The sequence below is a fragment of the Neptunomonas sp. XY-337 genome (genome assembly GCF_004959845.1).
Lineage (GTDB): Bacteria > Pseudomonadota > Gammaproteobacteria > Pseudomonadales > Balneatricaceae > Neptunomonas > Neptunomonas marina.
In genome coordinates, this window is the sequence record NZ_SPLL01000002.1 from 243,229 (window position 1) to 263,590 (window position 20,362).

21 protein-coding genes are annotated in these 20,362 nt (G+C 49.3%); 4 read left to right on the forward strand and 17 right to left on the reverse strand.

Going from position 1 to position 20,362, the window contains the following annotated elements:
- Positions 1-37: 37 nt before the first annotated feature.
- The 15 genes from hrpB to ccoN form a co-directional block, all read right to left on the reverse strand.
- Positions 38-2,497, reverse strand: coding sequence for an ATP-dependent helicase HrpB (gene hrpB, locus E4L36_RS04800; protein ID WP_136679455.1), 2,460 nt, complete (start codon positions 2,495-2,497; stop codon positions 38-40).
- Between the two features lie 64 nt (positions 2,498-2,561).
- The gene (locus tag E4L36_RS04805) at positions 2,562-3,023 is read right to left on the reverse strand and encodes a thioredoxin fold domain-containing protein (protein WP_136679456.1); all 462 of its coding nucleotides are present in this window, start codon (positions 3,021-3,023) and stop codon (positions 2,562-2,564) included.
- Complete coding sequence (locus tag E4L36_RS04810; protein ID WP_136679457.1) at positions 3,020-3,898, reverse strand: alpha/beta hydrolase; 879 nt, start codon at positions 3,896-3,898, stop codon at positions 3,020-3,022. Before E4L36_RS04810 ends, E4L36_RS04805 begins: the two co-directional genes overlap by 4 nt.
- 63 nt (positions 3,899-3,961) lie before the next feature.
- Positions 3,962-4,504, reverse strand: coding sequence for an adenine phosphoribosyltransferase (locus E4L36_RS04815; protein ID WP_136679458.1), 543 nt, complete (start codon positions 4,502-4,504; stop codon positions 3,962-3,964).
- Positions 4,505-4,686: 182 nt separating this feature from the next.
- Positions 4,687-5,469, reverse strand: a complete 783-nt coding sequence (gene fnr / locus E4L36_RS04820; protein ID WP_127694142.1) for a fumarate/nitrate reduction transcriptional regulator Fnr — start codon at positions 5,467-5,469, stop codon at positions 4,687-4,689.
- An 84-nt stretch (positions 5,470-5,553) separates the two neighbouring features.
- On the reverse strand, positions 5,554-6,945 hold the full coding sequence (hemN, locus tag E4L36_RS04825) for an oxygen-independent coproporphyrinogen III oxidase (RefSeq protein ID WP_136679459.1): 1,392 nt from the start codon (positions 6,943-6,945) through the stop codon (positions 5,554-5,556).
- Between the two features lie 77 nt (positions 6,946-7,022).
- Positions 7,023-7,685 carry a sulfite exporter TauE/SafE family protein gene (locus tag E4L36_RS04830; protein ID WP_136679460.1) on the reverse strand — a complete coding sequence of 221 codons (663 nt, stop codon included), beginning with the start codon at positions 7,683-7,685 and terminating at the stop codon, positions 7,023-7,025.
- 1 nt (position 7,686) lies between these two features.
- Positions 7,687-7,875: a cbb3-type cytochrome oxidase assembly protein CcoS gene (gene ccoS / locus E4L36_RS04835; RefSeq protein WP_127694139.1), complete on the reverse strand. Its 189-nt coding sequence runs from the start codon at positions 7,873-7,875 to the stop codon at positions 7,687-7,689.
- A gap of 25 nt (positions 7,876-7,900) precedes the next feature.
- Positions 7,901-10,360: a heavy metal translocating P-type ATPase gene (locus E4L36_RS04840; RefSeq protein WP_136679461.1), complete on the reverse strand. Its 2,460-nt coding sequence runs from the start codon at positions 10,358-10,360 to the stop codon at positions 7,901-7,903.
- A gap of 6 nt (positions 10,361-10,366) precedes the next feature.
- Entirely contained in the window at positions 10,367-10,900 is a 534-nt protein-coding gene (locus E4L36_RS04845; protein ID WP_136679462.1) for a FixH family protein, read from the reverse strand.
- A 70-nt stretch (positions 10,901-10,970) separates the two neighbouring features.
- Entirely contained in the window at positions 10,971-12,389 is a 1,419-nt protein-coding gene (ccoG, locus tag E4L36_RS04850) for a cytochrome c oxidase accessory protein CcoG (RefSeq protein WP_136679463.1), read from the reverse strand.
- Positions 12,390-12,523: 134 nt separating this feature from the next.
- Entirely contained in the window at positions 12,524-13,417 is an 894-nt protein-coding gene (ccoP, locus tag E4L36_RS04855) for a cytochrome-c oxidase, cbb3-type subunit III (protein WP_136679464.1), read from the reverse strand.
- On the reverse strand, positions 13,414-13,605 hold the full coding sequence (locus tag E4L36_RS04860; RefSeq protein WP_206052653.1) for a cbb3-type cytochrome c oxidase subunit 3: 192 nt from the start codon (positions 13,603-13,605) through the stop codon (positions 13,414-13,416). Before E4L36_RS04860 ends, ccoP begins: the two co-directional genes overlap by 4 nt.
- A 6-nt stretch (positions 13,606-13,611) precedes the next feature.
- Positions 13,612-14,232: a cytochrome-c oxidase, cbb3-type subunit II gene (ccoO, locus tag E4L36_RS04865; protein ID WP_127694134.1), complete on the reverse strand. Its 621-nt coding sequence runs from the start codon at positions 14,230-14,232 to the stop codon at positions 13,612-13,614.
- A gap of 20 nt (positions 14,233-14,252) precedes the next feature.
- Positions 14,253-15,683 carry a cytochrome-c oxidase, cbb3-type subunit I gene (gene ccoN, locus E4L36_RS04870; protein WP_136679465.1) on the reverse strand — a complete coding sequence of 477 codons (1,431 nt, stop codon included), beginning with the start codon at positions 15,681-15,683 and terminating at the stop codon, positions 14,253-14,255.
- 352 nt (positions 15,684-16,035) lie between these two features.
- Here ccoN and E4L36_RS04875 point away from each other — a divergent pair, with 352 nt between their 5' ends.
- The gene (locus E4L36_RS04875; RefSeq protein ID WP_136679466.1) at positions 16,036-16,644 is read left to right on the forward strand and encodes an alpha/beta fold hydrolase; all 609 of its coding nucleotides are present in this window, start codon (positions 16,036-16,038) and stop codon (positions 16,642-16,644) included.
- A 17-nt stretch (positions 16,645-16,661) separates the two neighbouring features.
- Here the strand turns inward: E4L36_RS04875 and E4L36_RS04880 are convergent, their stop codons facing one another.
- A complete protein-coding gene (locus E4L36_RS04880; RefSeq protein WP_127694131.1) occupies positions 16,662-16,943 on the reverse strand; it encodes an antibiotic biosynthesis monooxygenase in 282 nt (93 codons plus the stop codon).
- Positions 16,944-17,089: 146 nt separating this feature from the next.
- Between E4L36_RS04880 and tusA the strand changes: the two genes are divergently transcribed.
- The 3 genes from tusA (at position 17,090) to trxC (ending at position 18,411) form a co-directional block, all read left to right on the forward strand.
- Complete coding sequence (gene tusA / locus E4L36_RS04885; protein WP_127694130.1) at positions 17,090-17,332, forward strand: sulfurtransferase TusA; 243 nt, start codon at positions 17,090-17,092, stop codon at positions 17,330-17,332.
- On the forward strand, positions 17,329-17,904 hold the full coding sequence (locus E4L36_RS04890) for a ProQ/FinO family protein (protein WP_240770675.1): 576 nt from the start codon (positions 17,329-17,331) through the stop codon (positions 17,902-17,904). Before tusA ends, E4L36_RS04890 begins: the two co-directional genes overlap by 4 nt.
- Positions 17,905-17,976: 72 nt before the next feature.
- Entirely contained in the window at positions 17,977-18,411 is a 435-nt protein-coding gene (gene trxC, locus E4L36_RS04895) for a thioredoxin TrxC (protein WP_127694129.1), read from the forward strand.
- Here trxC and E4L36_RS04900 read toward each other — a convergent pair.
- On the reverse strand, positions 18,408-20,351 hold the full coding sequence (locus tag E4L36_RS04900) for an EAL domain-containing protein (protein WP_136679467.1): 1,944 nt from the start codon (positions 20,349-20,351) through the stop codon (positions 18,408-18,410). The genes trxC and E4L36_RS04900 overlap by 4 nt on opposite strands.
- Positions 20,352-20,362 lie beyond the last annotated feature (11 nt).

The window sequence follows — 20,362 nt, forward strand, 5'->3', positions numbered from 1 at the left end:
GTCCTTGAATTATCTTAAGGCTGCGTCGCTGATTCGATCAGTTATTGAGGTGTCGCTTGGTTTTGGCCGTTGCTATGGCGGTAACAGGATCCTCTGGCCAAGGATGTTTAGGATAGCGTCCACGCGTCTCTTTGCGTACCTCCGGATAGCCATTTTGCCAAAAAGTTATCAGATCTTGGGTAACCTGCAGTGGACGGCCGGCGGGTGAAAGCAGATGTAACGTTAATGCTGTTCCGTTGATACGTGGGGTCTCGGTGCAACCAAACATCTCTTGGAGCTTAACCGCGAGTACCGGTGGATGAGTGCTGTAATCGATGCGAATACTCGAGCCGGAGGGCACGGTTAAGCGCTCCGGTGCTTTTTCGGTGAGTGCCTGCTGCTGTGGCCAACTGAGCGCAGAGAGCAGTATTTGCGCCATATTGAGGCTACTTAAACGCGAGGTTGAGCCCAGAAAGGGCACGAGCCAACTATCGAGCGACGCAAGTAAGCCTGCATCTGACCAATCAGGCCAATCGGTGGCTTGGCGCGCGACAAACTGTACACGCTGGCGCAGTGCTCGGCTCTTCTCACACCATGGGAGCACATCTACGCCTTGCCCCCGAATGTGCTGACAAAGCGCTTGGGCGTGCAGGTCTGGTGTCATCGCGATGGGACGGCGCGCTAGTACGAGTTTGTCGATGACCACGTGTTCGTAGGCAGCCACACGACTCTTTTGCTCATCCCATTCAGTGGTGGTTTCTGTTCGGGTCAGGTGGGCAAGCTCTGAGTTGAGTAGCTGGTGGTCCAGTACTTGAGCCACCCAGATGGTATCGCGGGCTTGATCAGCACGTCCGCCCAGATCGCAAACAACAAGCCATGTACTGCGGCTCAGCGGATCTGTGGCGGGCAATGTTGCCTGACGGCCGTTAGCAAGCTGAAACTGGCCAGCGCCATCTCCTCGGGCGATACGGTCTGGCCATGCGGCAGCGACAAGCTGAGCGAGTGCGTTGTCACTGATATTGTTGTGTGCGTCGGCGGTACGACTCAGGCGCTTTGCTTGCTGGATAATACGTTTAGCCGTTGGATGGCTGCGATGTTGCCGCAACCAATGAAGACGCTTTGCCAGTTCGGATCCTTGGCCAAAGCAGGGATCCCGTTCCGAGAAAAGGCTCGCTAGCAGCGCCGCTTCTGGCACCAATTGAAGTGTTTCAGCAACAACAAGCATATGTGCTAAGCGTGGGTGTAATGGCAGCTTAGCCATCTTCTCACCACACGGGGTTAAGCGCTTTGCCCCGGAGCTATCCTGTGCCAGTGCGTTAAGTTTTGTGAGCAGCTCTTCTGCTTGCTCGAGCCGTGCTTTTGGTGGGGGCGTTAGCCATTGCAAGTCACTTGGGTCGTGGCAGCCCCACTGATGTAGTTGCAGTGTTAGAGCACTTAAATCGGCGTGTTCAATCTCGATGGGAGCTTGGGGGGCTAATTGGTCTTGCTGCTCAGCAGACCAAAGCCGATAGCAGCAGCCGGGCTCGGTGCGGCCAGCACGACCGGCACGCTGAATACTGGCAGCTTTTGATACACGCTGTGTGTGAAGGCGGCTCATACCCGTACGTGGGTCGTAGATCGCCGTGCGGCTAAGCCCTGCATCGATCACGACTCGAACACCGTCGATGGTTAAGCTCGTCTCGGCAATCGCCGTGGTGAGTACGATTTTACGGTGGCCTTTGGAAGCGGGTTGAATCGCTTCCTGTTGCTGCTCTATGGATAGGTCGCCGTACAATGGCGTGACTAAGCAACATGTGTCGAGTTTTCCCGCTAATGCGGTTTGCACTTTGCGGATCTCCGCGACGCCGGGTAAAAAGACCAGTAGCGATCCCGTTTCGTTCGCTAGCGCCTGTTGAATTGCTTCACTGACCCGCTCTGGTAACTGTTGCGAGTTGCTCCAGGGAGTGCTGTAGTGAACCTCGACAGGGAATGCCCGCCCTTCGCTGCGCACCTGTGCGGCATCTGGCAGGAGCTTTTCAAGATCGAGGCGATCCAGTGTGGCGGACATGAGCAGCAACTTGAGCGGAGCTTCATCGCGCAGTAGTTCGCGAGCTTCCAGCAGCAGCGTTAAGCCCAGATCGCTATCTAGGTTGCGCTCATGAAACTCATCGAAGATAACAAGGCCATAGCCATCAAGGCTCGGGTCGTTTTGCAGCATCCTTACCAGCACGCCCTCGGTCACCACTTCTATACGGGTCGTTTGGCTGACTTTCGTGTCTGTTCTGGTGCGCAACCCAATTGTTTGTCCAAGTGGTTCACCTAAGTTATGAGCTAGGCGTTGTGCCGCATTGCGTGCCGCAAGACGGCGAGGTTCAAGCATGAGAACTTTCTGCGCGCCTAGCCAAGGTTGGTTTAGGAGTGCAAGGGGAACAGCCGTGGTTTTACCTGCGCCCGGCGGTGCTTCTAGGATGAGCTCATGTTTATCTGCCAATGCTTTTTGTATAGACGGAAGAACCGAATCAATAGGAAGTGACATCATTGGCTATGGCTCGTTTGGAGATAGAGCGCGCACTGTAAAAAGCGCGCTGCCTTTTGTAAAGCCGCTATTGAGTATTGAGTGCCCGGTAAGACTGCTCAATCGCTTGGTCGAGGTAGTAGCCGTAAAACTCCTTATTGCTGATCCCCACTAATTTCTGGTGGACTTGAGCACCATCTTGATTCAAAAAGAGCAGGGTTGGAGTAAAGCTTGCGTTGTAGCGCGCTGCGAACTTCTTGGGTGATATTTGCGCACCATCGAAGTCGACTAGCAGCTTGTTACTGTCGACTTTGAGCTCGCGAATCTGAGCGGGGTAGGCTCGGTTGGCTTGCCGCTCGAGAGGTAACAAAAAATCTTCCCGAACCAGATCGCAGTAGCTGCAATCATAGCGGCTTACGAGTACGACATAGACATGCTTGTTTTGGTGAGAATCTGTGTTGCTGAAATCCGTGGCGCGCAGCAAGCTATCTTTGGCTTGCGCGCTAAATGCTACGGTTAACAGGCACAGAGCAATCAGTTGTTTGATCATTCTAATGTATCCATAAATTCGACGATCTGGTCGATCACTTCGTCAGCATAGAGGTCCCGAAAAAAGTGATCTGCGCCTTCAATGTTGTAATAGGTGACATGCGAGTTATCCACATTTGGCATCTTTTCAGGCAGATCAGGTACGGTATTATCTTCGCTGCCGCTGATGACTAACGTAGGTACGCTCGCTGTTTTTAAAAGCGTTGGTGTATCAAAGCGAGGGTTAGGCGCGTAATAATCAACAAAGCTTGCTGCTGTTACACGTGCATTCTCGCAGTAGATAAAGCCGGGCGTATCCAGCCAAGCGCTCTGGTCGCTTGCTTTTGCTCGTTGTAGCTCGTCATTGAGTGGTGTGCGATAGCGCTTTTGATAGCTTTCCTGCGCGTAATCTTCTGACCATGTCGCAGGGGCAATCAATACCTGCGCTTTGGCTTTTTCTGGGTATGTATCTGCGAACCACGCCGTTTGGTTGCCGCCGCGCGAGTGGCCGGCAAAAATAGGTTGTGTTGCCCCTTGAGTAGTTAACCAGTCCGCCCAAGCATTGAGCTCGGCGACGGCATCGGAGTGCTTATGTCGGTGGGAATCGGCGCAGTCGTACATGCCTTGGCGTGAGTCCAGCCCCAAGCTTAGGTTGACCGCTAGTGAGTTTATCCCCTCGTCACTCAGTAGAGACTGCAGTGTCGCGATGATCTCCATTTCGTTGTGTGCGAGCGTTCCGTGGGTCAACACAACGATATTGTCAGATAAGTTACTACCTTCTGCGATCGCTAAGTTAGCGCCAAGATTTAAGCCGTTGAAAGGTATCGTGACCTGCTGTGCGGCCAGAGATAGAGTGGGTACTGACAGGAGCAGCGTTGCGAGCGATCGCTTGAACATAGTGAGCCTCTTTTATTGTTATAAGCTTATATCGAAAACAATAGCAGAGGCCCAAACGAATGCCTAGAGACCTTCGTAGGCCAACATGGTGAAGACAGGAATATCTGCACCTTGGATGCGTGCGGAGCCCTGTAAATCGGGTAGGTCAATCAGTGCTGCGCTTTCGACCACCTCAGCTCCCAGTTTCTTGATCAATGTGCAAGCTGCCAGAATGGTGCCGCCGGTCGCGATAAGATCATCAAAAACTAGCACGCGATCGCCTTCGGCAACAGCGTCAGTCTGCATTTCAACCTCGGAAGTTCCGTATTCTAACTCGTAAGATTGAGAGACGGTTTCACCCGGCAGTTTACCCTTCTTTCGTACCAGCACCAGCGGGATTTGTAGCTGGTATGCCATGATTGAAGCGATTAGAAAACCACGTGCATCGATACAAGCAATATGGGTGATGTCGGCATCCATATATCGTTGTACAAATGCATCAGACACCATCCGTAGTGCTTTTGGGTCTTTGAAAATCGGTGTGATATCACGAAAGATCACGCCAGGCTCTGGCCAGTCGGGTATAGCTCGAACAACCGATTTGACATAGTACTCGTCATAGGACATGGAAAGTGCACTCCTGATAAGTCGTGTAACCACATAGAGTCTAATTGATGTGGCTCAATGTACGAATAGGGGAAGTCGGGTTTTAATTAAGACGTTGGGTTACACATAGAGATGGCTACTTCTTTGTGCAACTAAATTAACGCCGTTCTTCTAGAACGGCGTCTTTTTTTGTCCAGCAATCGTTAAATCGATAACTGCTGAACGTCGCTTTCCTCAGGGCATTCACCCGCGAGGCACTCGCCTGCTAAAGTGTACAGGTGATCCAGATCTAACAACTCGATCTCTTTACCATCGACGGTGATGAAGTTGCTTTTCTGGAAGCGTGTGAAAATACGGCTCACTGTTTCAACCGCAAGACCCAAGTAGTTACCAATTTCATTACGCGACATTGATAAGCGGAACTTCGATGGGGAGTAACCACGCGCTTGGAAACGTTGCGATAGTTTGACTAAAAATGTAGCAACACGCTCTTCTGCATTCTTTTTCGAGAGCAGGAGCATCATTTGCTGATCATCACGAATCTCTTTACTCATCGTACGCATAACTTGCCGGCGCAGCTCTGGAAGCTGTCCACATAAGTTATCGAGATTCTCGAATGGGATTTCACAAACGGTCGTTGTTTCTAGAATTTTGGCGGAGACAGGATAGATCGTATTATCAAAGCCACTTAAGCCTACCAGCTCACCGGGGAAGTAGAATCCCGTAATCTGCTCTTCACCTTCGTTGGTGATGGTATAGCTTTTTACGCTACCTGCGCGGATCGCGTAAACGGATTCAAAAGGTTCATCCTGATGGAAAAGGTGCTCGCCTTTTTTAAGTGGGCGGCTTTTCTCGATGATATCGTCGAGGCGTTCCATCTCCGTCAAGTTCAATGAAACAGGCAGGCATAAGGAACTCAAGCTGCAAGTATTACAATGCGCTTGCTGTAAGCTGTGTAGTATCCCTTCTTTTTTTGTATCACTCATGGCCATATCCTGTGTTGGTTTAAACATGCGAGCGGCTACTCAACGGAAATTATGTAACATTTCAGGCTTTCCTGAAAGTAAACATTAGATGATTCGTGAGAATCCTTTCGTTGGCTGCTGTTTGGGGATATAAGCATCAAACGTCATACATATGCGACGAATTAAAAGTCGACCAGCGGGTGTAACAGTTATTGCGTTGTCTTCCAGAGTCACAAGACCATCGGTTGCAAAGCTTGCCAGCTCAGCCAGTTCCTCTTCAAAGTAGCTTTTAAACGCGATATTGAACTGTTGTTCGATGGTGCTCGTATCAAGCTCAAAATGACAAATAAGTTGGGTGATGACAGCGCGGCGGAGTTTGTCGTCGTCATTTAGTGTGACTCCGCGCTTGATTGCAGTACTGCGCTCTTCCACGGCTTGCGAGTACGCAGCAATATCGTGTTGATTTTGATAGTAAACATCCCCGATTTGGCTGATCGCCGAGACGCCCATCGCAACAAGATCACAGTCTGAGTGGGTGGTATAGCCCTGAAAATTCCGGTGCAGATGGCCGGTTTGCTGTGCAACAGCAAGCTCGTCATCAGGTTTTGCGAAGTGGTCCATGCCGATATAGACATAGCCGGCATCGAGTAGCTTATTAATCGTCATCTCTAAGATGGCCAGCTTCTCTTCAGGGGAGGGGAGGTCCTCTGCGTTAATGTGCTTTTGCGAGCGGAAACGGTCCGGCATATGCGCATAGTTAAATACTGATAAGCGATCTGGACTCATCTCAATAACGGTATCCAGCGTTTCCGAGAAGCGTTGTAGGCTTTGTAGAGGCAGACCATAAATAAGGTCCATATTGATCGACTTAAAGCCAAGTTCGCGAGCTTTATCAAGGATCGCTTTCGTTTCTTCCGTCGATTGCACGCGATTCACTGCCTCTTGGACTTCTGGGTGCACATCCTGTACGCCAAGGCTGATGCGGTTAAAGCCGATGCGGCGAAGCGTCTCGAGCGTTTCCATAGAGGCTTCGCGTGGGTCGATCTCGATGGAGTAATCACCCTTGTCATCATCGCGTAGTGAAAAGTTCTCGCGTAATTTGTTCATTAGTTCAACCATCTGGTCGTCACTGATAAACGTTGGCGTACCGCCTCCCCAATGCAACTGATTAACTTGGCGTTTGTTGCTGTAGAGCGTACCTGCTTGTTCAATCTCTTTAAAAAGTGTGTCTAGGTACGGCTGGGCTTTTTTGCGGTTACGAGTGATCACTTTGTTGCAAGCGCAGTAATAACAAACGTGAGCACAGAAAGGTATATGTACATACAACGATAGCGGTGCTGTTTTATCCGCTGTCGTCTGTGAAGACTCGATGAGCTGTGGTTCTGTCAGCTCGCTGTCGAACTGGATCGCTGTTGGGTAGGATGTGTAACGCGGTCCAGATAGATCATAGCGTTTAATAAGATCTAGATCCCAAGAGATGGTGGCGTTATGGCTCAAAACTTATACCTCTGTTTAACAGCGAAAAGCGCAAATTATAGGGAGTTCTTGCGAATACGACGTTGACACTTATCAAGCTATAGCAGTGCCTGTAAACCTGCAAAAGGGATTGTGTAAATACCAAAGACAATGACCATCAATCCCGAAATAGAACGCACATACTGATTTGCCAGCAGGCTTTGTGCTTGTTGTGCCAAGATACCCGTTAGTAACATAGCGGGCATGGTACCTACACCAAAGGCTAGCATGAGCAGCGCACTTTGGCTGGCTGATTGAGCGGTGGCACTCCACAGTAGCGTACTGTAGACCAAGCCGCAGGGCAGCCAGCCCCAAAAAAAGCCCAGTGTTATAGCTTGCTTTGCTGACTGGACTGGGAGTAGCCGGGCTGCAAACGGCTGAATGAAGCGCCATGCATACCCGCCGAGCTTCTCGACTTGTAGCAGCCCTTGCCACCACTTAGCGATGTAAAGGCCCATAGCAATGAGCAGGAGCCCCGCAAACGTGCGCAAGGCAAGGCCCAAGATTTCACCTTTGAGTAGGAAGCCTAAAGAACCAACCAAAGCGCCTGCGATGCTGTAGCTGATCACTCGGCCAAAGTTGTAACCCAATAGGTGGTCGATTCGCTTTTGATGTTGACGCAACCCGATAGTTGCTGCGATACCGCCACACATACCCATACAGTGGGCACTGCCTAGTAAACCGAGTACGAAAGCCGTAACGACGCTCAGCGGTTCTGACACGTTAGTCTCGGTCTTTATCTTTTGGTTTGGCGTCGTCTGGAATCAGCTCGTTATCATCCTCGAAGAGGATGCTGTGTGCAGGGGATTCTAAGTCGTCAAACTGTCCAGATTTGACGCTCCACGAGAAAGCCCAGATAGCAAAGGCGACTAAGATAATAGCGATGGGGATGAGAAGGAAGATAATTTCCATTAGGCACACTCAATAAGCCAAAGGCTCATTTTACGGGTTTTCTACGAATAAGTTTAGTCAAACGCAGGGCATTTCCGACCACCACCAAAGAGCTGGCCGACATGCCGATGGCTGCCATATATGGGGCGATAAACCCTGTCGCAGCTAAGGGAAGGGCCGTAATATTGTAAAATAGCGACCAGCCTAGGTTCTCTTTAATGATCACTCGGGTTTTACGTGCGAGTAAGACGGCATCGGCTAACTTAGCAAGCTCACTACTGATGAGCACAGCATCGGCATTAGTCTTTGCAAGATCCGTCGCACTGCCCATGGCGATCGAAGTTTGAGCACCAGCAAGGACAGGAATATCGTTGATACCGTCACCCACCATCACTACTTTAGCGCCTTGCTCTTGAAGCTTTTGTATATAACTGAGCTTTTCTTGTGGCGATACATTGGCTGTAGTTTTGTCTATATCAAGTGCAGAGGACACTTCCTGTACGGCCGCGGAGCTGTCTCCGGTTAAGATCTCGGTGGTGATACCGATCGACTTCAGTCGCTTGATGGTGAGCTTGGCATCCTTACGTAATTGGTCGTTTAATGAGAACCAAGCAACAGGGGCGTTTTGATCACATAACAAGAGCCATTGGCCATGGTTATCCGGGGCGTCGGTATTCGACAGAGCCTGATGGCACAGCTGCGACGCGTATTCCGGTTTGCCAATTCGATAGATCTTTCCATCAACCTTGCCTTCCAAGCCTTGTCCAACAGTAACGTTGACATCCGCTGCGTTGGTCTCTTTGTAACGATGGAATGCTTTAGCAATAGGGTGCTCAGAATGCGCCTCAAGCGCCGCGGCTATTTGGAGCACTTTGGGGCTATCGAGATCCGCTAGGGGCACCGTCTTTTTCAGCGTAAGGTTCCCCTCGGTAAGGGTGCCCGTTTTATCGAATACTACATGGGTTGCGCTAGCTAAGCTTTCTAGAACGTGCCCGCGTGTAATAAGCAGTCCTGCTTGGCGCAATGTGCCGGTTGCCGCGGTGAGCGCTGTTGGTGTTGCTAACGAGAGGGCGCAAGGACAAGTAACCACGAGTACGGACAGGGTGATCCAAAATGCGTCTTTTGGCTCAATTTGCCACCAGATGTAGCTAACAACAGTGGCGGTAACGAGCACTGCAGCAACAAAATAGCTTGCTACTTTATCGGCGACTTTGGCAACGGTGGGCTTCTCTTCATGCGCTCTGTCTAACAAACGTACGATAGCTGATAGCTTTGTGTTGGCTCCCACTTCGCTAACTTTGAGTTTTATGGGGTTTTCAACGTTGATCGTTCCGCCGATGATGTGATCCCCCTCTTGGCGGCTAACAGGGAGGTATTCGCCGGTCAATGCCGACTCATCGATTGAGGTGTGCCCTGATAGGATATAGCCATCAGATGGAACCGTATGGCCTGGTTTTATGATGACGATATCGCCCGGAACCAGCTCTGTGGCCGGGATTAGCTCTTCGGTGTCGTTGTTCAGCTTTATGGCGCTGGTGGGTAGAAGGTTCATGAGCGCATTGCCAGCCCGGCCAGTCCTGTGGCGGGCCTGCATCTCAAGATATCGGCCGATCAATAGGAAGAAAGTGAACATTGTAACGGAGTCGAAATAGGTCTCACCGCTGGCGGTAAAAGTGGCCCACACGCTGGCCAAGTAAGCACCGCCAATCGCGATAGAAACAGGCACGTCCATGCTGAGGCTTCGTGACTTCAGATCTCGGAATGCAGCAATAAAAAAGGGTCTAGCTGAGTAAAGGACAACTGGTGTTGCAATGATTAGGCTTGCCCAGCGCAGGAACTGCGCATACTTCGCTTCGATACCCTGAAAAGCGCCAGCATACAAAGCAATAGAGAGCATCATGACTTGCATCATGCCAAGGCCTGCAAGCCCTAGACGGCGAATAGCGCGTTTTTTCTCCTGTTCGAGAAGTTGCTCCTCTTTGTCTGGGTGATAGGGGTGTCCTTGATAGCCAATTTTGTAGATTGCTCCCATGATGTTGCTGAGAGATATCTCATCGTTGTTCCAGCGTATCCGAGCCCTGTGATTGGTTAAGTTCACGGATGCTTGGGCTACACCGTCTTGTTTAACTAGGTGGTGCTCAAGCAGCCAGACGCAAGCAGCGCAGGTTATCCCTTCGATAACCAGCGTTGCTTCTTTCTCTGTATCTGATGCATCAATCACGAACTCTTTCTGTATGTTCTCATTATCATACAGTTGCAGTTCCGCTTGCACGTTGCTGGGTAAGTCCTTTCCCGTGAGTTCCGGTGCTATGAATGAATCGCCCGTACGGTGCTTGTAGTAGTGCTCTAAGCCACCTGCGGCGATGGTCTCGGCCACCGCTTTACAACCAGGACAACACATCGATCGCGGTTTACCGCTAATGATCGCTGTGAAATGGGTGCCTTCTGGGATCTCTTGTCCACAATGAAAGCAAGCTTCATCAGTCATTTGTACGTGCTGATTCATTCAGGTTTACTGCTCCTGAGGTGCCATTTTTACAAGTTTTTGCTCATAGGGAGGGAGTACTTCCGCGCGTAAGCTCCAGTCTTCTGCCGCTGGGGCTAGATAGAGATAGCGTTTACCTTTGAGCGTATTTTGTAGTGACCCTGAGTAGATACCTGCGCTACCAAGCGCGCGCAACGTAATAGATTGGTCATACTGTTGGTGCGTTGGGTGCACAATATCGAGTGTCAGCTCTTTAGGGAGTGTATCCAGATTCCCTTTTAGCTGCATTTGAATATCGCCTGTGGTGCTATCAAGCTTTAAATCCGCTCGCATTTGCAAGGCTAGTGCTCTTTGGTTGGGAGCGTCGTTTATCTCATAGCTTCTTACTTTTCGGAAATAGTCTTCTTTGACGACACCATCCATAGTGACAATGGAGAGGTAAAGAAAAGACGTACCGTAGATAAATACCGCGATTAGTGGAGTTAATATGAACCATAACCAAGGTTGTTTATACCAAGGCTTGGCTGCTTCTATCGCGTCTAGATCTTTTTCGTTGTTCATAAAAAACTGCACTCAAAAAAATAGCTGCCGGGAGTGGCAGCTATTTTAACCTATTTCATCACAAGAGTGTTCAGCGGCGTGGAGCAGGACCGATAAATCGATTCTCCTCTATCACTAAAATGCTCTCGTCGTCTAATGCCTGCACGGTAAACGTAATGTTGTAGTTGGCTCGTTCTAGCTGGTTTGGATCAACATGTACCCTGATTGGATAATCAAGCAACTCACCTGACTTAATTGTTACAACTGGGTTGTTGATAAGCTCCAAACCGTCGATACCGCTGATACTAATCTTATAGCGGTGGTCGATCTGCTCTTTGTTAGCCAGCTTCAACTGATATACGTTTTCAATCTTACCATTGGATGTTTCGTTGTATAGCTGACCGCGATCACGCAAGATGTCTACTTCTAGTGGAACGCGTGTAAAGATGGTGTATCCGAATGCGATACACATGGCGATCAACACAACAAAGTATCCAATGAGTCGAGGGCGCAGAAGATGCGTTTTGTTTCCGTCTAGTTGGTGCTCGGTTGTATAGCGTACTAAGCCCGGTTCATAGCCCATACGATTCATAATATCGTCACAGGCATCAACACATGCCCCACATGCCACGCATTCGTACTGTAGCCCATCCCGAATATCGATACCCACTGGGCAAACATGAACACAGGCGCCACAGTCAATACAATCGCCAAGGCCTTCAGCCTTATAGTCGATCTTCTTGCTACGTTTACCGCGTCGCTCACCGCGACTATCGTCGTAGGAGATAATCAGTGTGTCTTGGTCAAACATAACACTTTGGAAACGAGCGTACGGGCACATATAGATACAGACCTGCTCACGGAGCCAGCCAGCATTGGCATAGGTCGCAACGGCGATAAATCCGATCCACCAAGTTTCCCAAGGCCCAAGATTCCAAGTAGCAACGTTGCCGACAAGCTCACGAATAGGTGAGAAGTACCCTACAAAAGCGATCGCCGAGGTGACAGCAATAAACACCCAGAGTAGATGTTTAAGCGCTTTCTTGCGTGCTTTGGTGCCGCTCCATGGTGATTTGTCGAGCTTCATGCGTTGGTTGCGATCGCCTTCTGCAACACGTTCGGCCCAGATAAATAGCCAAGTCCATACGAATTGCGGACAGGCGTAGCCACACCATAGTCGGCCAGCGAATACGGTGACAAAAAAGAGCGTAAAAGCCAGAATAATTAGTAGCCACGAGAGCAGCATGAAATCCTGGGGCCAGAAGGTCATCCCAAAGACGTGGAATTGGCGGTTTGGTAAGTCGAATAAAACGGCTTGGCGCCCATCCCACTGGATCCACGAAAACGTGTAGAACATCACCAGCATCATAGCGCCAGAGATTATGCGAAAGTTCTTGAAGATGCCCTTATAGAATTTGACATAGATATGCTCTCGTTTGGCATATAAGTCGTAACTTTCTTTCTCTTTCTTCGATGCTGGAGTTACATCTTTTACTGGTATTTGGTTCATGCCTGTGCTCGCAAGCTGAGAAATAAATTATACGAATTGCTAGTCTATTAGCTAACATTAATATTATACCGATCCCAACAAAAAAAGGGCGATATGGTTTTAGCCATATCGCCCTTTTTGTTGATAGTTGTCAATTACTGATTTGACAAGCTATACACGTATGCAGTGATCAGTTTGATCTTCTCTTCGCTCAACAAGTCTTTGTGAGCAGGCATGACACCGTTACGGCCCGCACGAATAGTGTGTGCAATCTCTGCGAAAGAGTTGCCATACAACCAAACGTCGTCAGTCAGGTTCGGTGCACCAAGCGCTTGCATACCCTTACCGTCAACGCCGTGACATGCGGTACACAGAGCCTGGAACTGAGTCTTACCGCGTGCAGCTGCTTCGCTATCAGCTTCGCTGCCGGAAAGTGTTAGGACGTAACTAGTAACGTCACGAACGCCTTCCTCACCGAGTACCGCACCCCAAGCTGGCATAGCACCTTGGCGACCATGCACGATCGTTTGCATGATTGCGTCTGGGTTACCGCCGTACAACCAATCACTATCCGTTAGGTTAGGGAAGCCGTGTGCTCCCGTACCCGCTGTGCCGTGGCACAAAGAACAGTTGTTAGCAAACATGCGCTGACCCATTTTTAAGCCTGCTTCGTTCTCAGGCTTAATTAGGTCTTCTACGGATAGTGCGGCATATTTTGCGAAAACTGGGCGATAGTTTTCTTCAGCGTGTGCCATCTCTTCTTCCCACTGGCCTGTAGAGGTCCAGCCGAGTAGGCCCTTAAAGTTACCAAGGCCTGGGTATAGAACAAGATAAACAAGACCGAAGACAACTGTTGCCAAAAACATTTGGAACCACCACTTAGGCAACGGGTTATCGTATTCTTCGATACCGTCGAAGGAGTGGCCAACTGTTTGATCAGTTTCCTCTTTATAGTTTTCGCTCTTGCGTGTCTGGAAGAGCAACCAGGTGCAGCCCAAAATAACTGCTAAGGTAATAATTGTTACCCATGCGCTCCAAAAAGCACTCATTTTTCTACTCTCCTGCTATGGGTCTCTTCAACCAGCTCTTTATCATCTTCCTCTGCATCAGCAAAAGGTGCTTGAGCCGCTTCATCGAATCGTTTTTTGTTGCCAGGTAGTAATACCCAGATAAACAATCCGATGAAGGTAATCAGCATGATTACAGGGATGAAGGGACCATAAACATCGTAACTCACTGGTTTTTACCGTTTGTTTGTGTAGTTAGGGTGGGTTTTACCCAGCGCCTGAAGGTAAGCGACCAGCGCGTCGATTTCGTATTTGCCAGCAACATCGTCTTGTGCCGATGCAATCTGCTCATCAGTGTACGGAACACCCACTTTACGCAGAGCTGTCATCTTCGCTGCAGTATCTTTACCCGTCAGCTTCTCTTCGAAAAGCCAAGGGTAAGACGGCATCTTAGATTCAGGTACTACATCACGTGGGTTGTACAAGTGAGCACGATGCCAGTCGTCAGAGTATCGGCCGCCTACACGAGCGATATCTGGACCAGTACGCTTAGAACCCCATAGGAATGGGTGCTCATATACGAACTCGTTTGCAGTTGAGAAGTGTCCATAACGCTCTGTTTCAGCGCGGAAAGGACGAATCATCTGAGTGTGACATACGTGACAGCCTTCGCGGATGTAGATGTCACGACCTTCTAGCTCAACTGCGTTATAAGTACGCAGGCCTTCAATTGGCTTGGAGGTAGAAGCCTGGAAGAACAAAGGTACGATCTCAGCCAGACCACCACCGCTGATAACGATGATGATCAAAAGGATCATTAGGCCAATATTCTTTTCAATCGTTTCATGCTTGATCATTTTCTATGCTCCTTATCCGCTTATGCTACCTGCGGAGCAACGTCTGCTGCTGGGGCTGTACTGTTTTTACGAACAGTTTGCCACGTGTTATAAGCCATCAGCACCATACCAAGAACCCAGAACATACCGCCTAACCAGCGGACGAAGTAACCAGGGTGAGATGCTTCTAGGGCTTCAACGAAGCTGTAAGTCAATGTGCCGTCTTCGTTTACCGCACGCCACATTAGGCCTTGTAGAATACCGTTTACCCACATCGCACAGATGTAAAGTACTGTACCTACAGTTGCTAGCCAGAAGTGAGTGTTGATCAAGCTAACGCTCCACATTTGCGCTTTGCCGAATAGGCGAGGGATCATGTGGTAAGTCGCACCTACCGAGATCATCGCAACCCAACCAAGAGCACCCGCGTGAACGTGGCCGACTGTCCAGTCAGTATTGTGAGACAGCGCGTTTACTGTCTTGATAGACATCATTGGGCCTTCGAACGTAGACATACCGTAGAAAGACAAAGATACAACCAAGAAACGTAGTACAGGGTCTGTACGTAGTTTGTGCCATGCGCCAGACAGCGTCATCATACCGTTGATCATACCACCCCAAGATGGTGCTAGTAGGATCAAAGACATAACCATCGCTACAGACTGAGTCCAATCTGGAAGTGCGGAGTAGTGAAGGTGGTGACCACCCGCCCACATGTAAGTCGCGATTAGCGCCCAGAAGTGAACGATAGACAGACGGTAAGAGTAGATTGGACGCTCAGCCTGCTTCGGTACGAAGTAGTACATCATGCCCAAGAAGCCAGCCGTCAAGAAGAAGCCTACCGCGTTATGTCCGTACCACCACTGTACCATCGCATCTACAGCACCTGGGTATACAGAGTAGGATTTCCACATAGTAACAGGAATTTCTAGGCTGTTTACGATGTGAAGAACCGCAACGGTAATAATGAAAGCCATGTAGAACCAGTTACCAACGTAAATGTGAGACGTTTTACGGTTTTTAACTGTTCCTAAGAAGACAATGGCATATGCAACCCAAACAATCGTGATCAGGATGTCAATCGGCCATTCCAGTTCGGCATACTCTTTTGCAGAAGTGAAGCCCATTGGAAGTGTGATGGCTGCTGCCAAAATAACAACTTGCCATCCCCAGAATGTGAAGGCTGCTAGGCCATCTGAGAAGAGGCGAGTTTGGCAAGTACGTTGTACTACGTAGTACGACGTCGCAAACAGCGCGGAACCACCAAATGCAAAAATTACCGCATTGGTGTGAAGAGGACGAATACGTCCGTAAGTTAGCCATGGTGTGTCAAAGTTTAGGGCTGGCCAAACTAGCTGGGCGGCGATTAAGACGCCCACAGTCATGCCAACAATACCCCAGATTACCGTCATAATGGCAAACTGGCGTACAACTTTGTAGTTATAAGTTGGATGTTCAGTTGCAGTGCTCATGTCAGGCTCTCATCAAAAGCTTGGTTTTAAAGTAGAGTTCCACGCGCAATTATCTGGCAATATCCCCCTGTTTTCAACGTAAATAGGTGAGTGAGTGTGGCGTAATGTCGCACCCAAAGTGCTTCTTATGTCCTACCTTGAGCTCTTTTTTAGAAAAGGGTTTGTTTTATATATTGCTGATTCTTAAGGTTATTTTTCTATTTTTGAAGTTTTTGTATTTTCAAAAATTACATTTTTTCAATTCTGTCTGATACTTTAGAAGCAGTTAAATTGGACGTTAAAAAAAAGTTTGTTTGATGCAGATCAAGCAAAAAAATGCGGCAAATAAAGGCTTATTGTTGTTGGAGGTGAAATGTTCGTTGATGGAGACCCTGAAAAGGGAGTGTTCCTGTTTGCACACGGTGCTGGTGCGCCAGCTGATAGCGAGTTTATGTCTCTAATGGCGGACGCCTTGGCGGCTCGCGGCGTTCAAGTAGTGCGTTTTGAGTTTAGTTATATGGCTCAGCGCCGCCACGGAGGCAGTAAACGACCACCTGATCGCATTAACAAGCTAGAGATTGAGTTGCTTGATTTAGTTGAGCGCTTTGACCATGACCTACCGGTATTTATAGGAGGTAAGTCTATGGGGGGGCGTGTTGCTGTCAGAGTGCTCGAAGCGAGCCGAGCTAAAGCCTGCTTTGTCTTTGGCTACCCTTTACACCCAGTGGGAAATACTGAAAACGTGCGTCTTGAAGGGCTAACGAGGGGCGATAAACCGATCCATATCTTTCAAGGTGAGCGAGATAAGCTAGGATCAAAAGAAGATTTTGCTGCGCTAAAGCTATCCGAAAATGTCGTTACGACGTGGTTCTATGATGCCGATCACGACTTAGCGCCCAGAAAGCGCAGCGGAGCGACTCAAGCACAGTACATTGATCAAATAGCAGAGAGGGTTTGCGCTGTTATCGAGCAGCTCCGTTGATGCGCGTCGCAACGTATCTAGTGCTCAAAAACCGTAATTCGCTCTTCGGTTTCTAGCATCGGTGCAAGTTGCGACATCATCTCTCGGCGCTCTTCAGATTGGTGCCAGCGTTGCCAATCTTGAATCGTTCTGTAATTGGCGATCAGTAGCCGATGATTCGGATCATCAGCGTTGTGCAGCACTTCACCGGAAATAAAGCCGTGAGCTTGCATTGCCGTCTGAAGGGTTCTCATAGCTGCGAGATCATAGTGTTCGCTAAGGTCTGGCGCGATATGGCGCTCGATTAATACTTTTATCATGTCAGCACCGCCTTGTTGTTATGTTGATGTACCCTTTAAGAATAGCGTTTTGGCCAATAATCACCATACTTTTTGCCCAATACCATGCCTTTCGCTGGGCAGCTTTATTTGAGACAATTAGCGCCGATTTTCAAACGAGGCGATGTATGGCAGGCATAGAACACCATCATGAACTTGATGCGAGCGGGCTTTACTGCCCGGAACCTGTAATGATGTTGCACAACAAAATGCGCGAGATTGGCGTGGGTGATGTGTTGCTAGTAAGAGCAACAGATCCATCGACAGAACGTGATATCCCTAAGTTCTGTAACTTTTTGGGACATGAGTTATTGCAGCACATCCAAGAAAATGAAATATATCGTTACTATATTCGCAAGGGTGGCTCGTGAAAGATAGTGACGATTTAGCATCGGTGGTCGAGCAAACAGCGCGAGCAGTGGCAGAGTGCGAAAAGCTTCTGACCGAGCTAGAAAACAAAGCGCAGCAAGCGGATACCCGCCTGATTGAGAGAAAAGTTGTGAACGACGAAGTAACACCTAAGAGTAAAAACAAATCAAAAAACCGTGCGGCAAACCAAGCTGCGCTGCAACTACTAATCGATACTTACCCGGACGTCTTTAGCCGTGACAATGTGCGTCCGCTTAAGATTGGTATCCAAGAAGACCTCATCGCAGATGAGAAGGTTGCTAAGAACAAAGTCAAGCGAGCACTCGCTTCCTACGTTCGGGCGCCTCAATACTTTAAAGCGATGGTTGAAGACGCTGACCGCGTCGATCTATCGGGTGAGGCTGTTGGCAAAGTGACCGCTGAAGAAGCGCTGCACGCGAAAGAAAAGCTCAAAGAGTTTCACCAGCGTCGCCGTGAGGCGCAACGTGAGCGTGAGAAAGCGCAACGCGAGCAGGAAAAAGCGGAGCGTATGAGCAACAAGTTAGAGCAGCTTGTGTCGCGCTCCAAGCGTTAATACCTTCCCTTCTCTTGAAAAACACAGATAGGCACCTGATCTATTAAGTAAATTAACTGATCAGGTGTCGATATGTCTCATCAAAAGTTGGTTGGTTGTAGTGCCTGCCAAACGCCGAATAGAATCCCCGAAAATAAGCTAGGTAGTCATCCCCGCTGTGGTCGTTGTAAAGAACGGGTTCTATCGGAGCAACCGTTGGAGCTTGGGCAGGAGCAACTAGCACGCCTTATCAGAAATACTGAGCTTCCGGTCGTGATCGACTTTTGGGCGAGCTGGTGTGGACCATGCCAGATGATGGCGCCGGTTTTTCACGCCGGTGCCAGTAAATTAGTGGGAAAAGCACACTTCGTAAAAGTAAATACCGAGACTGAGCAGGCAATCGCAGCGCAGTACGGCATACGGAGTATTCCGACGCTAGTTATGGTTGAGCGGGGCCAAGAGGTAGCGCGTCAAGCCGGTGCGCTAGATCTCTCATCTTTTGTGCGCTGGGTTGATGATAACCTTTAATCTCTTGTGCTAAATGGCTGCGGCTTTCCGTGTAAAAAGCCTTGAGTCCCGTCAATACCTATCTCGTTGAGGCAAGCCGCTTCTTGCTTGCTCTCGACGCGCTCTGCAAACACGGTTATCTCCAGTGACTTCGCGGCGGCGATAAGGCTTCGGATAAAGAACTGTCCAGCCGCGTTTTTATCCACTCCTCGCACCAGCGAACCATCGATCTTGATGTAGTCAGGGTGGACGGAGTACAAGTACGAGAACCCAGCTGGATGTTGGCCGAAGTTATCGATACCGAAGTCAATGCCCAGTGATTGCAGGCGCTCTCTGAAGGGAATGATGCTGTCGAGATCGCTCAATATTGTTGTTTCGTTCACTTCGATACAGAGCCGACCAGCGAGTTCTTTACTGGTCAGTAGGTCAAACCATGCACTGCTTTGATATCCCTGGATTGTTTCTCGGGAGAGGTTAACAACCAGTGGCCCATTTAGGCGGTGGTGACGAATGGCGTGTACGGCCATTTTGAGTACGGCAAAGTCAAGCGCAGAGGCAAGGTTATGCTCTTTTACGATCGTTAGAAATTGTGCTGCAGGGCAGATCTCGCCGGCTTGGTTATGAATGCGTGCGAGCAGTTCATTGTGGATAATATTGACGCCAGAGGTGTCGATAACACTCTGATACTGTAACGAAATGCGGCTCTGGTTGATTGCATCGACAACGTAGGTTTGCCATGCAGATACCTTTGCGCCATTTGCATAGGTATCGGGATAGCAAACTTGCTGATCACTAGCGGCTTGCTCATAAGCTTGGCTGCGCGCTTTAGAGATGATGTGTGATGCTAAACTACTTGCATCCACTTGCGTTACGGCAATGCTGAGATGCTCGATGCCGTCAAGCTGATAGAATGCCAGCGTTTGGTTGAGTTCAGAGACTAACTGGTCAACTTCGCGTTTGCGCTCCTGTTCTTCCGAGCGGGGTACAACCGTTATGAAATCTGAACCTGCGAGGCGCCCGGTCACATGCGTCTGATGCTGGCAAGCAAACCCCTTGAGCTGTTCACCAATGCTCTTTAAGAGCAAGTCTGTTTTATCATTTCCGAGTGATTGGTTGGCCTCTTGCAGCTTGTTGAGGTGGAGAAAAATACAATCGGCATCGCCAAACTCACCACGGTAATCGAACCAGTCAGCCAGCAGCGATTCCGTGGCAGGTAAGTTGGCAAGCCCTGTCACGGCATCAACGCTAGCGGCTTGATGCAGCTCTTCAATATGGTGTGTTTGATTGTTAAACATCGCTTGAACACGGCTGACCATTTTGTTCATTGCTTCAACCACCTGACGTAGCTCCGTTGTGTTAGGAACTTCCGCTACGGTAATGAACTGCCGGTTCGATAATGCGGCGGCTTGTTGTTCAACCCGTTTCAATGGGCGCAATATGCGCCGAATGAGATAGCTCAGTGCAAAGACGGCCATCAGTGCTAATGAGATAAACCAGATGAGCGATTGCTCAACGCCTTTCCATAACTGCTGATACGCATAGTCGGGCCGTCCACTGACCTCGACTTTACCAACGCGCTGCCAATTAAAGCTAACCTCTTGCGACATGCTGGGTGGCGTTATATCGATTAAACGGTCAAACCACTGGGGGGCTTGGCTTTGGATACTCGTTGGTGCAGGTGTCGTGAATAGTACATCGCCGTTTGTTTGGGTCACGCGAATTTGCTGATAATAACCACTGTCGAAAATAGCATTGACGGTCGCCTCGATGGTGGCGGAGTCGCCTTCGGCTATGTAGGGCGCGAGGTATAAGCCTAAGTGTGTCGCGGTATCTTGGCCATGGGATTCAAGCTGGCGCAGTAGCATATTTTTTGCGCTATCGGACATGACAAAGACGGTTCCCGAGACGAGCCCAATAAGTACGGCGAAGACTGCAGCGATCAACTGGTTGAGTAATGACATAAGCTCTCCTG

Coding starts and splice junctions, on each gene's coding strand:
- hrpB (WP_136679455.1), bottom strand. CDS start 2,497: ATGATGTCACTTCCTATTGATTCGGTTCTTCCGTCTATACAAAAAGCA.
- E4L36_RS04805 (WP_136679456.1), bottom strand. CDS start 3,023: ATGATCAAACAACTGATTGCTCTGTGCCTGTTAACCGTAGCATTTAGC.
- E4L36_RS04810 (WP_136679457.1), bottom strand. CDS start 3,898: ATGTTCAAGCGATCGCTCGCAACGCTGCTCCTGTCAGTACCCACTCTA.
- E4L36_RS04815 (WP_136679458.1), bottom strand. CDS start 4,504: ATGTCCTATGACGAGTACTATGTCAAATCGGTTGTTCGAGCTATACCC.
- fnr (WP_127694142.1), bottom strand. CDS start 5,469: ATGAGTGATACAAAAAAAGAAGGGATACTACACAGCTTACAGCAAGCG.
- ccoS (WP_127694139.1), bottom strand. CDS start 7,875: ATGGAAATTATCTTCCTTCTCATCCCCATCGCTATTATCTTAGTCGCC.
- E4L36_RS04840 (WP_136679461.1), bottom strand. CDS start 10,360: ATGAATCAGCACGTACAAATGACTGATGAAGCTTGCTTTCATTGTGGA.
- E4L36_RS04845 (WP_136679462.1), bottom strand. CDS start 10,900: ATGAACAACGAAAAAGATCTAGACGCGATAGAAGCAGCCAAGCCTTGG.
- ccoG (WP_136679463.1), bottom strand. CDS start 12,389: ATGAACCAAATACCAGTAAAAGATGTAACTCCAGCATCGAAGAAAGAG.
- ccoP (WP_136679464.1), bottom strand. CDS start 13,417: ATGAGTGCTTTTTGGAGCGCATGGGTAACAATTATTACCTTAGCAGTT.
- ccoO (WP_127694134.1), bottom strand. CDS start 14,232: ATGATCAAGCATGAAACGATTGAAAAGAATATTGGCCTAATGATCCTT.
- ccoN (WP_136679465.1), bottom strand. CDS start 15,683: ATGAGCACTGCAACTGAACATCCAACTTATAACTACAAAGTTGTACGC.
- E4L36_RS04875 (WP_136679466.1), top strand. CDS start 16,036: ATGTTCGTTGATGGAGACCCTGAAAAGGGAGTGTTCCTGTTTGCACAC.
- E4L36_RS04880 (WP_127694131.1), bottom strand. CDS start 16,943: ATGATAAAAGTATTAATCGAGCGCCATATCGCGCCAGACCTTAGCGAA.
- tusA (WP_127694130.1), top strand. CDS start 17,090: ATGGCAGGCATAGAACACCATCATGAACTTGATGCGAGCGGGCTTTAC.
- trxC (WP_127694129.1), top strand. CDS start 17,977: ATGTCTCATCAAAAGTTGGTTGGTTGTAGTGCCTGCCAAACGCCGAAT.
- E4L36_RS04900 (WP_136679467.1), bottom strand. CDS start 20,351: ATGTCATTACTCAACCAGTTGATCGCTGCAGTCTTCGCCGTACTTATT.